16 protein-coding genes are annotated in these 13,257 nt (G+C 71.4%); 7 read left to right on the forward strand and 9 right to left on the reverse strand.

The window, feature by feature from the left end:
• Positions 1 to 9: 9 nt before the first annotated feature.
• From AC2SGK_RS07590 to AC2SGK_RS07605, 4 genes are read right to left on the reverse strand one after another with little or no spacing between them, the layout of a single operon-like run.
• The gene (locus AC2SGK_RS07590) at positions 10 to 873 is read right to left on the reverse strand and encodes a TauD/TfdA family dioxygenase (protein ID WP_488322985.1); all 864 of its coding nucleotides are present in this window, start codon (positions 871 to 873) and stop codon (positions 10 to 12) included.
• An 11-nt stretch (positions 874 to 884) separates the two neighbouring features.
• Positions 885 to 1,577: an SDR family NAD(P)-dependent oxidoreductase gene (locus AC2SGK_RS07595; RefSeq protein WP_488322986.1), complete on the reverse strand. Its 693-nt coding sequence runs from the start codon at positions 1,575 to 1,577 to the stop codon at positions 885 to 887.
• On the reverse strand, positions 1,574 to 2,923 hold the full coding sequence (locus AC2SGK_RS07600; protein ID WP_488322987.1) for an AMP-binding protein: 1,350 nt from the start codon (positions 2,921 to 2,923) through the stop codon (positions 1,574 to 1,576). The genes AC2SGK_RS07595 and AC2SGK_RS07600 overlap by 4 nt, the downstream gene beginning before the upstream one ends.
• Entirely contained in the window at positions 2,920 to 3,528 is a 609-nt protein-coding gene (locus tag AC2SGK_RS07605; RefSeq protein WP_488322988.1) for a thermostable hemolysin, read from the reverse strand. The genes AC2SGK_RS07600 and AC2SGK_RS07605 overlap by 4 nt, the downstream gene beginning before the upstream one ends.
• A gap of 157 nt (positions 3,529 to 3,685) precedes the next feature.
• On the opposite strand from AC2SGK_RS07605, the gene AC2SGK_RS07610 reads away from it, so the two are divergent.
• From AC2SGK_RS07610 to AC2SGK_RS07620, 3 genes are read left to right on the forward strand one after another with little or no spacing between them, the layout of a single operon-like run.
• On the forward strand, positions 3,686 to 4,339 hold the full coding sequence (locus AC2SGK_RS07610) for a response regulator transcription factor (RefSeq protein ID WP_488322989.1): 654 nt from the start codon (positions 3,686 to 3,688) through the stop codon (positions 4,337 to 4,339).
• A 7-nt stretch (positions 4,340 to 4,346) separates the two neighbouring features.
• Positions 4,347 to 5,183: a histidine kinase dimerization/phospho-acceptor domain-containing protein gene (locus tag AC2SGK_RS07615; RefSeq protein ID WP_488322990.1), complete on the forward strand. Its 837-nt coding sequence runs from the start codon at positions 4,347 to 4,349 to the stop codon at positions 5,181 to 5,183.
• A complete protein-coding gene (locus tag AC2SGK_RS07620; RefSeq protein ID WP_488322991.1) occupies positions 5,117 to 5,587 on the forward strand; it encodes a sensor histidine kinase in 471 nt (156 codons plus the stop codon). Before AC2SGK_RS07615 ends, AC2SGK_RS07620 begins: the two co-directional genes overlap by 67 nt.
• Here the strand turns inward: AC2SGK_RS07620 and AC2SGK_RS07625 are convergent.
• From AC2SGK_RS07625 to AC2SGK_RS07640, 4 genes are all read right to left on the reverse strand, one after another.
• Entirely contained in the window at positions 5,567 to 6,103 is a 537-nt protein-coding gene (locus AC2SGK_RS07625) for a tyrosine-protein phosphatase (RefSeq protein WP_488322992.1), read from the reverse strand. The genes AC2SGK_RS07620 and AC2SGK_RS07625 overlap by 21 nt on opposite strands.
• Positions 6,104 to 6,117: 14 nt before the next feature.
• Positions 6,118 to 6,660: a cytochrome b/b6 domain-containing protein gene (locus AC2SGK_RS07630; protein WP_488322993.1), complete on the reverse strand. Its 543-nt coding sequence runs from the start codon at positions 6,658 to 6,660 to the stop codon at positions 6,118 to 6,120.
• The gene (locus tag AC2SGK_RS07635; RefSeq protein WP_488322994.1) at positions 6,650 to 6,835 is read right to left on the reverse strand and encodes a PepSY domain-containing protein; all 186 of its coding nucleotides are present in this window, start codon (positions 6,833 to 6,835) and stop codon (positions 6,650 to 6,652) included. The genes AC2SGK_RS07630 and AC2SGK_RS07635 overlap by 11 nt, the downstream gene beginning before the upstream one ends.
• Positions 6,836 to 7,007: 172 nt before the next feature.
• Complete coding sequence (locus tag AC2SGK_RS07640; protein WP_488322995.1) at positions 7,008 to 7,223, reverse strand: hypothetical protein; 216 nt, start codon at positions 7,221 to 7,223, stop codon at positions 7,008 to 7,010.
• A 385-nt stretch (positions 7,224 to 7,608) separates the two neighbouring features.
• On the opposite strand from AC2SGK_RS07640, the gene AC2SGK_RS07645 reads away from it, so the two are divergent.
• Complete coding sequence (locus tag AC2SGK_RS07645; protein WP_411840403.1) at positions 7,609 to 7,887, forward strand: metal/formaldehyde-sensitive transcriptional repressor; 279 nt, start codon at positions 7,609 to 7,611, stop codon at positions 7,885 to 7,887.
• Positions 7,884 to 8,822, forward strand: coding sequence for a CDF family Co(II)/Ni(II) efflux transporter DmeF (gene dmeF / locus AC2SGK_RS07650; protein ID WP_488322996.1), 939 nt, complete (start codon positions 7,884 to 7,886; stop codon positions 8,820 to 8,822). Before AC2SGK_RS07645 ends, dmeF begins: the two co-directional genes overlap by 4 nt.
• A gap of 599 nt (positions 8,823 to 9,421) precedes the next feature.
• On the opposite strand, the gene argE is transcribed toward dmeF, so the two are convergent.
• The gene (argE, locus tag AC2SGK_RS07655; RefSeq protein ID WP_488322997.1) at positions 9,422 to 10,594 is read right to left on the reverse strand and encodes an acetylornithine deacetylase; all 1,173 of its coding nucleotides are present in this window, start codon (positions 10,592 to 10,594) and stop codon (positions 9,422 to 9,424) included.
• 156 nt (positions 10,595 to 10,750) lie between these two features.
• Here argE and AC2SGK_RS07660 point away from each other — a divergent pair, with 156 nt between their 5' ends.
• On the forward strand, positions 10,751 to 12,211 hold the full coding sequence (locus AC2SGK_RS07660) for an aldehyde dehydrogenase family protein (RefSeq protein WP_488322998.1): 1,461 nt from the start codon (positions 10,751 to 10,753) through the stop codon (positions 12,209 to 12,211).
• 11 nt (positions 12,212 to 12,222) lie between these two features.
• Complete coding sequence (locus tag AC2SGK_RS07665) at positions 12,223 to 13,254, forward strand: tartrate dehydrogenase (RefSeq protein WP_488322999.1); 1,032 nt, start codon at positions 12,223 to 12,225, stop codon at positions 13,252 to 13,254.
• The last annotated feature ends 3 nt before the right edge of the window (positions 13,255 to 13,257 follow it).

The raw sequence follows: 13,257 nt of genomic DNA on the forward strand, positions 1-13,257 counted from the left end.
GGTTTCATGTCAGATGGTTCCCATACCGATGAACAGGTTGCGGTTGGCGTCGGCGATGGCGCGGCGGCCATGCATGACGCGGGTGTTGTCCAGGATGGCGATGTCGCCGTCCTGCCAGTTGATCTCGTGCGTGACCTCCTCGGCCAGGGCGCGGATCTCCTCGATCTCCTCCGGGGTCACCTCGGTGCCGTCGGCCATGGCATAGCGCGGCGGCTGATAGTTGTGCGACGGACCCAGGACGGCGTTGGCAAAGCCGCGCGTCTCTCCGCCGAAGGCCGACGGGCGCACCGGGTCCAGCGTCAGGCGATAGGTCAGCGAGCCGTCCGGGTGCAGGGCAAAGTCCTGATCCGGGATCGCCGCCTTGAACTGAAGGACATGCTCCATCGTGACCTGCGCCGGGTCCGAGATGGCCGGGTGCTCGTTCGCCAGATAGCGTTTCCACAGCGCCTCGGGCAGGACGCGTTCGACGGTCATGCGCTGCGACCAGCGGGCCTGGAGCGCATCGTCGAACCGGTCCCAGACCGCGCGGCCGTCGCAGATGGTGGTCTGCGAGCCCTCGAAGGCGGCGGTCTGGGCAAAGAAGGTCACGATGTCGGGGCAGCGGGGCGTGTTGCCGTTCTCGATATGCAGGCCGATGGGGCCCAGGCCCGCATCGACCATCTGCGTCGTGTCGGTGCTGTGGCTGCGCGCCGGATCGAAGGTCACGCGGCGGCACAGCGTCGTCACCACGCCCGAGAACGCCTCCATGTCGGGCTGAAAGCCGCGCAGCAGCGTCCAGCCGTCGCGGGCCAGGTCCTCGCGGATGGTGGCCAGCAGCCCCGGATCGGTCAGGCCGCCCGGATGGTCGCGGTGGCGCAGGATGTTGTAGCTCATGGGGATCCTCATCACTTGGGAAGGGTGGCGGCGGCGATGACCGCCGGGTCGCGGGCAAGGCGCATCAGCGCCCGGTCGATCAGGCCGGGGCGCAGGCGTTGCAGGACCACGAACAGCCGCTCGCGCGAGGCGGGCATCTGCTCGCGCCGGCGCGCGGTAATGGCGCGCCAGGCATGGGCCGCGACGGCGTCCGGGCTGTCCAGCGTCATCGCCATCGGCCCGATCAGCGCGTCAAAGCCCTGCGCCGCATCGGTCCGCGTCGCGCGCGGCGCCAGATAGGTGACGGCGATGCCGCGCGGGGCCAGTTCGCGCCGCAGCGCGTCCGACCAGCCCCGCAGCGCGAACTTGGACGCGGAATAGAGCGCGAAATACGGAAACCCGATATCGCCGAAGACCGAGCCCACGTTCACGACCTGCCCCCGGCTGGCCGTCAGCGGTCCCAGCAGGTCGCGGGTCAGCGCCATGGGCGCGGCCAGGTTCAGCGCCAGCGTGGCCGCGATCTGCGCGTCGTCGGCGGTGTCGGCCGCGCCCGAAGGCACCATGCCCGCATTGTTGATCAGGATGTCCAGCCCGGTTTCGGCGACCGCGCGTGCGATGGCGGCGCGCCCGTCGGGGGTGGTGACATCGGCGGGCAGGATCAGCGCGTCGCGCAGCCCCGCCGCGGTCTGTTCCAGCGGCCCCGCGCGGCGGCCGACCAGGATCACGCCGTGGCCCTGGCGGTCGCCGCGGGACCGGGCAGTGGCACCAGCAGCGCCCCCGGGCAGCGGGCAATGCGCGCGGCCACCTGCCGGTCGGCGGTGCCGGAGGCGCGGATCAGCCCGGCCTCGCGCGGGTCGGCAAAGACCAGCGTGTCGGGGCGGGCATAGTCGGGCAGGGCGGCCAGACGCGCCGTCAGCGCCGCCATGTGGGGGCTGCCCGTGACGGCCAGGACCAGCATCAGCCGGTCGTCCCCGGTCAGGATCAGGGCGGCGGCGGGGATGGCCGGATCGGCCAGGGCCGCGGCCTCGACCCATTCGGGGGCGATGTTGCGCCCCGAGGCGCGCAGGATCATCGCGTCGCGCCGCCCCAGGACGGTCAGCCGCCCGCCCTCCAGCCGGCCCAGATCGCCGGTCCGCCATGGCCCGCGATGGGGCGCATGGCCCAGATAGCCCGACATCACGGCGGGGCCGTCGACCACGATCTCTCCGTCCTCGATGCGCAGCTCCGCGCCGTCCAGGGGCCGCATCGCCGTGCCGCCCGCAGGCGTCATGGCCACGACCGATGACGCCTCGGACAGGCCATAGCCCTCGGCCAGCAGCGCCGGAGAGACCGGCGCGCCGCCCACAGCGATGTAGCGCAGGCTGTCGGGCGCCTGCGCGCCCTGCCGCAGGGCTGCGACCCACAGCGTCAACTGGCGCGGGGCCAGCACGGTGACGGTCGGGCGGCAGGCGGCGGCCGCACGCGCCAGGGCGGTGCCGTCGCCGGTGAAGAGGCAGGCCGACCCCTCGGCCAGGATGACGGTCTCGGCGCCGGTCAGCACGGGCACGAAGATACCGCAGATCTGCTCCAGCAGCTGCGACAGCGGCAGGACCGACAGATAGCGGTCGCGGGGGTCGGCCCCGATGGCCGCCGCCAGCGCGCGGGTCTGGGCACTCAGCTGGCAGTCGCCCAGCACGACCCCCTTGGGCCGTCCCTTCGTCCCCGAGGTATAGATCACCCGGTCCGCACCGCCCGCATAATCCAGCGGCAGCGCGGCATCCGAACGCGGCAGGCGGTCGATCAGCACGGCCCCGGAATCGGCCAGCAGGTGACCCACCTGCCCGGCCGAGAAGAAGCCCGGCACCGGCACCACCCGGCATCCGGCCAGGGTCGCCGCCAGATCGGCCACGACATAGTCCAGCCCGGCAAGGCGCAGGCCCACCGTGCGGGGGCCGTCGGCAAAGCCCGCGGCGGCGCGACCGACAGCCTGGGCAAGGCCCGCCCAGGTGATGTGGCGTTCGCCGTCGCGGAAGGCGGTGGCACCGGGCCGCTGGCGGGCATGGCGGGCGAGGGCGTCGAAGATCGGTGTCATCGGGCGGCCACCTTGCTGAGGGGGCGGGGCATGAAGCGCAGCGGTTCGGACCGTTCGGCCAGCGCGCAGACCCAGGGGTCGGTGTCGTAATAGCGGCTCCAGCAGGCCGCCTCGGGCAGGCATTCGGCCCGCGCCGGCGCCAGCGCCAGCAGCGGCACGCCGGTCCACCGCAGCATCGCGACCAGCGCGGCGGTGGCGGTGAACAGGCCCCAGATCTTGCCGCGCAGGCGGCCTTCGGCGGCGATCGCCTCGATCAGGGGCAGGGTGGCGATGGGGCGGGGGCAGGCCATCGACACGACCTCCAGGATGTCACCGTCGCGGACCGTGCCGCCGCTGCGCTCCGACAGAAGGTCCGCCACCGGGCGGTCCAGATAGACCTGGGAGAAGAAGCCGGTCGCCGCATCGCGCAGCCCCGCCGCCCCCAGCACCGCCCCCGCGGCCGACCGCGCCACGGCCAGAGGCACCGCGGGCAGGGTCATGGCGGCGCCATGGCTGTCGCGGAAATGGCCTTCGATCATCCGGGCGGCGGGCTGCCAGCCGGGGTCCGACGGCGGCAGGATCTGCAGGCGCATGGCGTGGTCGGACAGGTGGCGCAGGGCTTGCATGGCGGGACCTTTGCGTGGTTCATGCCCCCCGTCTGGCGGGCGAAGCTTGCAGCAGGCTTACAGGCCCCCGGCCGCGCATCACGACGCCGTGAGGCGCGATTTCCGTTGATCCGGGCGCGTGGCCCGGCCATGTCTGGGCGCAACGGAAGGAGATCCGATGCGTGTGCTGCTGATCGAGGACGAGGCCGACATCGCCGATGCGCTGGTCCGCTACCTGCGCGCGCAGGGCCATGCGGTCGATCATGCGCCGGACCTGGACACGGCGCGGGCGGCGCTGGAGGTGGCGGGTTTCGACGCGATCCTGCTGGATCTGGCGCTGCCGGACGGCTCGGGGCTGGTGCTGCTGCGCGAACAGCGGCGGTCGGGCAACCGCGTGCCGGTGATCATCGCGACCGCGCGCGACCAGATCACCGAACGCATCGCCGGGCTGGATGCGGGCGCGGACGACTATGTCGTCAAGCCCTATGACCTGGCCGAGATCGAGGCGCGGCTGCGCGCCAATGCCCGCCGCGCCACGGGCGATCCGGCGACCGAGAGCCGCTTGGGCGGGCTGCGGGTGGACCGCGCCGGCGCCCGCCTGTTCAGGGGCGAGACCGAGATCCGCCTGACCTCGCGCGAATGGGCGCTGTTCGACGCGCTTTTGTCTGCGCGGGGCCGGGTGCTGTCCAAGCAGGCGCCGGAGGACCGGCTCTATGCCTTCGACGACGCGATCGAGGGGAACGCGGTCGAGGTCTATGTCTCGCGCCTGCGGGCCAAGCTGGGGGCCGACGCGATCCAGACCCGGCGCGGCCTGGGATACCTGATCCCGTGACGCGGCCGTGGTCCCGGCGCGGGCGGCTGGTCCGCCGGGTGGGCTGGGGGCCTGCGCCGCCTGGCTGGCGGGGGTCGCGCTGGCCGCGACGGTGATCTCGCACGAGATGTCCGAGCTGATGGATGACAGCCTGGCCGCCTCGGCCCGGCTGTCGATGGCGCTGTATCAGGGCGGCGGGCAGGTCGGCGCGGTGCTCCCCGAGGACAGCGCCATCCGCGTCATCGACGCGGGCGTGGCGGTGACCGAGGCCCCCTGGACCCCGGTCGCGGCCGATGGCGGGCAGGACGTGGCTGGCTGGCGGGTCTTCCGGCTCAGCGATCCGGCAAGCGGCCTGGTGGTCGAGGTCGGCCACACCACCGCCTGGCGCCGCGACGAGCTGCGCGAGAGCCTGATCTGGCTGGTGGCGCTGATGCTGCCGGTGCTGCTGGCCGCGCCCTTGGCCATCGGGCGCGCGGTCGGATCGGCGCTGCGCCCCACGACGCGCTTTGCGACCGAATTGCGCGGCCGGGACGCGCAGGACCTGTCGCCGGTCGATGCGCCCGACCTGCCGGTCGAGCTGGCCCCCATCCCGCAGGCGCTGAACGGCTATCTGGACACCATCCGCGCCCGGATCGACGCGGAGCGCCAGTTCGCCACCAATGCCGCGCATGAGCTGCGCACCCCCATCGCCGCCGCGTCGGGCCAGGCGCAGCTGATCGCGGCGGGGCTGGCCGACGGGGCGGCGGCGGGGCGGCGGCGGGGCGGCTGGCGGGCGCGCTTGGCCGGATGGGACATCTGGTGGACCGCCTGCTGCAGCTGTCGCGGGCCGAGGCCGGATCGCCCGGTGCGGGCCCCTGCGATCTGATCCGCGTGGCGCGAATGGTCATCGACGATCTGGGCCTGCCCCTGCGCTTCGACGACGGAGAGATGACGGCGGCCCCCGTCGCGGTCGATCCCGACGCGCTGGCGCTGATCCTGCGCAACCTGCTGCGCAACGCGGCCGATCACGGGGCGGGCGACATCCGCGTGGTGATTGCGGCCGGGCCGGTGCTGACGGTCGGTAATGCGGTCGGGCCGGGGGCGGCGTTCCGGCACGCGACATTCGACAAGTCGGCCAGCTCTCAGGGGGCGGGGCTGGGGCTGGCCATCATCGCGCGGATCGCGGGCGCACAGGGCATCGCGGTCGATTACGCGATGGAGGCGGGCCGCGCCAAAGTTACGCTTCGGCTGCCTCGGGCGGAGAAGGGGTCAGCTGTCAAAGCCGAATGAGGACTCCATCGCCTCCCAGCTCTGATCCATGGGCCAGGCCGCGCTGACCGGCAGCGAGACATGGCCGTAGCGGAACGACATCTGCGCCTCGGCCTCTGCCTCGCCCCGACCTGCACCTGCCAGAAGCAGCGCCGCGGCCAGTCCCGTCCGGTCGGCCCCGGCCTTGCAATGGATCAGCACCGGCTTGGGCAAGGCCTTCATCAGGGCCATCAACGCAGCGGCACGGTCTAGCGTCAGGATTTCGCTGTCACGCATGGCGAAGTCAGCATGCGTCAGGGTCAGGCGCGCGGCGGTCTGCCGTTCGGCGCGATACCAGTCTGCATCCGACGGCCCGCGCAGGTTCAGGACGCTGCGAAACCCGTACGCCGCCGTCCACTCCACAAGCTGTGCTGCCGAGGGCTGGGCCGATCGGTAGACCTCGCCCTCCAGCACCGCATGCAGGTTGCCGTTTTGCTGCAGCCACGCAGCCCATCCGCCGCCGACAATAACGGCAAGAATCGACAGAGCCAAAATCACTGCGGCCCACCGCCTCACGGGCGGTCCCGGTCGGACAGGGGGCGCTTGGTGCCGGTCAGCATGGACAGGACCAGGTTCTCGTGGTGGCGCAGGCTCTCGACCAGGACGCCCGCGACATGCAGCCCCGCCAGCACCAGGATCAGCGTGGCCAGGGCCTCATGGATCTCCTCCATCGCGGACGATCCCCAGAAGGCGTCGGTCGTCTGCAGCCAGCCGGTCAGCGCGGTCCCCGTCACCGTCAGCAACAGCGCCAGGATCATCGCGCCGCCCGCCGGGTTGTGGCCCAGAAAGCGGCGTTCGCGCCCGGCGCGCAGGTCGCGCAGATAGGCCAGGACCGGCCGCGGGCCGCGGATGAAATCCGCGAACCGGGCATGGCGGGGGCCGATCAGCCCCCAGACCCCGCGCAGCGCGATCAGCCCGGCGATCGCATAGCCCACGCCCTCATGCAGGACCTTCGGCCCGTCGGCGGTCAGCCAGGCCGTGGCGATGCCCGCGACCAGCGACCAGTGGAACAGCCGCACAAAGCCGTCCCACACGCGGACACGCTCAGTCGTCATCGCCCACGGCCTCGAAGGTGGCGAGGTCGAAGAAGGTCTCGACCCGCTTGCCGTCGGCATCATGGCCATAGACCTCATAGCAGCCGTCCTCGGTCTTGACGTTGCTGACGGTCCAGCCCTTCGCGGTCAGATCGGCGGTCAGCTCCTCGACCGGGCGCCAGTCGGCCTGCCGCACGGCGCAGCGCTCGGCGGCAAGGGCGGAAAGGCCAGACCGGCCAGGATCAGGGCAGCAAGGGGGGTACGCATGGAACGCTCCGTCATCGGTGTTTCGATGCCGGCATCCATGCCCGCCCCAGCTTGCGCCAACCTTACAATTCGCCCCCGTCGCATCGGCAAGGCGACGGAGGTCACGCTGCGGCGACAGCGAACATATGCCCGACCGCCGCGGTGGCGGCCATGGCCATCGCGCCCCAGACCCGCACCCGCTGCGTTCCGCGCCGCATGCCCGCGCCCCCGGCGCGCGCGCCGACCGCCCCCGGCCCCGCCCGCGCCAGCAGCGTGGCCCCCGTGACCCAAACGGCGATCGCCCCGTCCGGCGCCACCGCCGCCGTGCCGAGCGGCAAGCGCCGCGCCCGCCGCAAAGGTCGCTGCGGACACGATCGCCGCCAGCCCGGCCATCCTCGCGATCAGGATCTGGCCGCGATCGCCGCTGGCGGCGGCCACTTTGACGATCAGGCAGGCGGTCGAGACGATGCCGCCATTCGCCCCCATCACGGCGGCGCGCAGCCAGCCGATCCGGTGGACGAGATGGGCCGCGGGGCGGGCATGGGACAGTATCGGGTCGCTCTTTCGGGAAGATGGCTACCGGCCGGCGATTGGGTCGGCGGCTGTGTGTCGACCTCGATGACAGCGCGGGAGTTGAGCAGCGTATCGCCGGAAACCGACCCGCGGCAGGGGTCGCGCACAACGCCGTTGCGAATTCCGAGTATAGGGTATACCCCTATGCCTATGAGCCATGTATCCCACCATCAGGCTAGGCTTCTGGCCCGCGTCCGTCGCCTCAAGGGGCAGATCGAGGCCGTCGAACGGCAGCTGGAGGCCGGTGCCCCCTGCGGGGAGGTGATGAACCTGGTCGCCTCTATCCGCGGCGCCATCGGCGGCCTGACCGGAGAGCTGATCGAGGATCACATCCGCGCCCATGTCGCGGACCCGGACCACGATCCCGACCCCGAACGCGCCCAGGCCGCGGGCGAGCTGATCTCCGTCATCAGGACCTATCTGAAATGAGCCTCGACCCCGCGCGCTTCGCCACGCCGCACGACCACGTCTATCTGGGCGGGAATCACGACCGGAACGAACGGCGCACCTGGCTGGTCATCGCGATCACCGCCGCCATGATGGTCGTCGAAATCACCGCCGGGACCCTTTACGGCTCCATGGCGCTGGTCGCGGATGGCTGGCACATGTCGACCCATGCCGGGGCCATGCTGATCGCGGCGCTGGCCTATCGCTATGCGCGGCGCAACGCCGGCAACAGCCGCTTCACCTTCGGCACCGGCAAGGTGGGCGATCTGGCGGCCTTCGCCAGCGCCGTCGTGCTGGCCCTGGTGGCCCTGCTGATTGCCTGGGAGAGCGTGATGCGCTTCTACCGGCCGGTCGAGATCGATTTCCGGCAGGCCATCGTGGTGGCCGTGATCGGCCTGGCGGTCAACCTGCTCTGCGCCTGGCTGCTGCGCGAGGACCATTCGCATGAGCATGCGCACGGGCATTCGCACTGGCACGCCCATGCGCCGGACAACAACCTCCGGGCCGCCTACATGCATGTCCTTGCGGATGCCCTGACTTCGGTCCTGGCGATCGGCGCGCTGACCTTGGGCAGCCTCTACAGCTGGGACCGGCTGGACCCGGCCATGGGGATCGTCGGCGGGCTGGTCATCGCGCGGTGGTCATGGGGCCTGATCCGCGACACCGGGCGGGTCCTGCTGGACTATGTGCCGGCCGACGAGGACCTGCCCGACGAGATCCGCGCCGCCCTCGAGACGGACACGGACATGATCACCGACCTTCACGTCTGGCAGCTGGGGCCGGGGCAGCGCGCCGGGATCGCGGCGATACGTTCGACGGCGCCGCTGTCGCTGGACGCCTATCGTGCCAAGCTCTCGCATATCCACGACCTGTCGCACATGACGATCGAGATCGAGCGGGCGCCGTCATCACGCTAGTTCCGGCGGGTTGATTCCATCCAGCGTCCGGCTCTCCCGATTTTGTGACGCGACAAGGCCATCTGCGTGTCGCGTCCCGTACGCAGTCGCGGCCCCAGCATCCCGGACCCCAGAGGCCGCGCGGTTCAGGTCGGCTGTCGGGACGACGGGGATGTGATGTCCTTGGTTCCTGTGTCGCGCGATTGTCACGGTTTCTCCGCCAGAACGCTCTCGGTCGTCCTGCCTCGAAAGCCGATCCTGATCGCCGATCTCACGCTCAAATCACGATGCGGCCGCTGCATACGACGGGCCTACCGGGAATATGGGGTGCGCGAAACATAATTCTGATTACCGTCACAATTTCGGTTCCCGATCCGGGCGTCACCTCATTCGATGCAGCGGCTCTGGACACTGGCACATGAGCCGTGATCGAGGGACTGACACTCAACGCGGATCCATTGGCGGGCAATGCCGTTGCAGGCGACCGACCGCCATGCCAAGGAATTGGTTGACCCGTTGCTGATCGACCTTCGGCCACGGCATTCGCGCCGGGGGCCTGGGTCGCGGCGCTGAAGAACCCGGACAGCCTGCAACGGCATCGCAACTAGGCGATCGCGCCGTCAGCGGAGGACAAGGTTCGGCCCGTCTGCTGCCCTGCCCCGTGCCGTCGGACCCGGCGCCGCAGGGTCGGTGCACAGGTCACGGACGATGGCGTGGAGGACGCGGCGCGCCTCCTGCAGTTCGGCGGTCAGGACGAACTCGTCGGCGCGATGGGCACGCTCGATCAAGCCTGGGCCGCAGATGACCGCGGGGATGCCGGCCTGCGCGAAAAGGCCTGCCTCGGTGCCGTAGCTGACCGCCGCGATGGGCGCCCGGCCCGTCAGCGCGGCAAGGCGCCGCGCTAGCGCGGGATCGGCCGCGGGGCGCAGCGACGGATAGCTGGCGCGCAGATGGACCGCCGCCTCGGGCGGCAGGTCGCGCAGCAGATCGGCGATGATCGCCTCGGCGGGCTGGTCGGGGATGCTTCGCGCCTCGATCAGCAGGCGGGCGTGGTCGGGGATGATGTTGACCGCCGTGCCGCCCGCGATCACGCCCGCCTGCAGCGTGGTGCAGGGCGGATCGAAGGCCGGATCGAACGGGCCGTCACGCCGCAGCCGTGCGGCCAACGCCTCGACCGCCAGCGCCAGGCGCGCGGCGGGATAGATGGCGTTCACCCCCTGCGCGGGGTCCGAACTGTGGCCGGGACGGCCGGTGAAGGTGACCTCCACCGTGCGCTTGCCCTTGTGGGCCAGGACCGGGGCCATGCCCGACGGCTCGCCCACGATGCAGCCCAGGGGCTGCGCGATCAGGTCGGGCAGGCGCGCGATCAGATGCGGCACGCCCTGACAGCCGATCTCCTCGTCGCAGGAGATCGCCAGATGCACGGGCCGGGTCAGCGGCATGGCCAGCAGGCCGGGCACCAGATCCAGCATCACCGCCAGAAAGCCCTTCATGTCGCTGGTGCCGCGCCCGACCAGCCGGTCGTCCCGGACCGTCAGGCGGAAGGGGTCGCTGCTCCAGTCCTGGCCCTCGGCCGAGACCACGTCGCTGTGGCCCGACAGCATCAGGCCGGGGCGGTCCGCGGGGCCGATGCTGGCCAGGATGTTCCAGCGTCCCTCGGGCGTGGGGACGCGGTGCAGCGCGATGCCTGGACGGTCCAGCAGGTCGCAGATCGCGTCGGTGATGGCCGCATTCGGCGTGCCGGGCAGCGAGGGGATGGCGACGAGGCGCGCCAGGATGTCGGTCAGGCTCATGGTGGCTCCTTTGCGGCCAGTCTGCGCGGGGCGCGGCGCAGATGCTGCCGAAGCCGGGGGGTGGGAACGGAACGATCCGCCGCCTTGGCCGCGAATCGCGCAAATCCTGCCGCGACGGCGGGGCTAGCCTGCCCCGAACCCCATCCGGAGGCCGCCATGAGCCTGAGTTTCGACCCCGACCGCCTGACGCTGCCGCTTGGCCATGTCATCGACGGCACGCTTGTCCCGGCGGCGGGCGCGCTGACGATGCACCGCCCCTCGGACGGGGCCGAATACGCCGCATGCCCGGTCGCGGATGCCGAGATGGTGGACCGCGCCGTGCAGTCGGGACGGCGCGCGCAGGCGGCGGGCTGGGGCGGGGCCGTGCCGCGCGACCGGACGCGGGCGCTGCACCGGTGGGCCGACCTGATCGAGGCCGACGCCCCGCATCTGGCGCAGCTGGAGGCGCTGTCCTCGACCCGGCCGGTGGCGCAGCTGGCGCCCGGCGACATCGCCGTCACCGCCGAACAGATTCGCTTCTTCGCCGAGATGGCCGACAAGGAGGGCGGCGATCTGGCCCCCACCCGCGACGCCTCCCTGGGGATGACGGTGACCGAGCCCTATGGCGTGGTGGGCGCGATCACGCCCTGGAACTTTCCGATCTCCATGGCGGGGTGGAAGCTGGGCCCGGCGCTGGCGGCGGGCAATGCCGTGGTGCTGAAACCCTCCGAGATGACCCCCTTCTCCACGATCCGCCTGGCGCTGCTGGCGGTCCAGGCGGGCATCCCGGCGGGGCTGGTCAACGTGGTCCTGGGCGACGGGCCGGTGACCGGCAACGCGATCACCGGCCATCCCGACATCGCCAAGGTCAGCTTCACCGGATCGACCGGTGCGGGCCAGGCCATCATGGCCAATGTCGCGCGCACCGGCATGAAGCCGATGACGCTGGAGCTGGGCGGCAAGTCGCCGCAGATCGTCTTTGCCGATGCCGACCTGGACCTGGCGGCCGAGGCCATCGCCCGCTCGATCACCTTCAACGCGGGCCAGGCCTGCGTGGCGGGCAGCCGCGTCATCGCCGACCGGCGCATCATCGACGCCCTGGCGCAGAAGCTGGCCGCGCGGCTGGTGCCCACGGGCGTGGGCCCCACCTGGGACGGGGCCAGCGCCTATTCGCCGATCATCTCGGAACGCCAGCTGCAGCGCATCGACGCCATCGTGTCGGACGCGGTGGCGCAGGGCGCGCAGGTCCTGGCCGGGGGCCGGAGGCTGGACCGCGCGGGCTGGTTCTATGCCCCCACGCTGCTGACCGACCTGCCCCCGGACAGCCCCGCTTTGCTGCAGGAGATCTTCGGCCCGGTCCTGACGCTGCAGGGCTTCGACGACGAGGATCAGGCCATGGCCCTGTCGGACCATCCGACCTACGGGCTTTGCGCGGGCATCTTTACACGCGACCTCTCGCGGGCCATGCGGGCGATGCGGCGGGTCCGGGCAGGCACGGTCTGGATCAACCGCTATGGCCGCTCGCGCGATCACATCCTGCCGACCGGGGGCTATGGCCAGTCGGGCATCGGCAAGGATCTGGGCCGCGAGGCCTATCGTGCCAGCCGCCAGCAGAAGACCGTGCTGATCGACATCTGAGGAGCCTTACCATGACACATCGCATCGCCCTGATCCCCGGAGACGGCATCGGCATTCCCGTGACCGAGGCCGCCCTGCGCGTCATGGAGGCCTCGGGCGCCGACATCGCGACCGAGAGCCTGCCCTGGTCCTGCGACCACTACCTCCAGCACGGCCGCATGATGCCCGAGGACGGGATCGAGACGCTGCGCCGCTTCGACGCGATCCTCCTGGGCGCGGTCGGCTGGCCCGCCCGCGTGCCCGATGCCGTGTCGCTGCACGGGCTGCTGCTGCCGATCCGCAAGGCCTTCGTGCAATATGCCAACATCCGCCCGCACCGCCTGCTGCCCGGCGTCGAGGGGCCGCTCAAGACCCGCGATTTCGACATCCTCTGCATCCGCGAGAACACCGAAGGCGAATATTCCGGCGCTGGCGGCCGCGTCCATCAGGGCACCCCGGACGAGGTCGCGGTCGAGACCTCGATCTTCACCCGCGCGGGCGTCGAACGCATCCTGCGCTTCGGCTTCGAGCAGGCGCAGGCGCGGCGGGGAATGCTGGCCTCGGTCACGAAATCGAACGCGCAGCGCCACAGCATGGTCTTCTGGGACGAGGTCACCGACCAGATCGCCGCCGAATACCCCGATGTCGCGGTCACCCGCTACCACATCGACGCGATCTGCGCGCGGATGGTCATGGCGCCCGAGACGCTGGACGTGGTCGTGGCCTCCAACCTCTTCGGCGACATCCTGACCGATCTGGGTGCGGCCATCCAGGGGGGCCTGGGCTTCGCGGCCTCGGCCAATATCGACCCGACGCGCCGCAACCCGTCGATGTTCGAGCCCGTCCACGGCTCGGCCCCCGACATCGCGGACAAGGGCATCGCCAACCCGATGGCGACCTTCTGGTCAGCGGCGATGATGCTGGAGCATCTGGGCCAGACCGCCCCCGCCGCCCGCATCATGGCCGCGCTGGAGGCCGCCACCGGTCGCGGCATCGGCACCCGCCCGGGCCGCGACACCACCGACGCCATCACAACGGCCGTTCTGGCCCATCTGGAGGACTGACCC

Source organism: Paracoccus sp. NIOT.M2S5SZ12 (genome assembly GCF_057748165.1).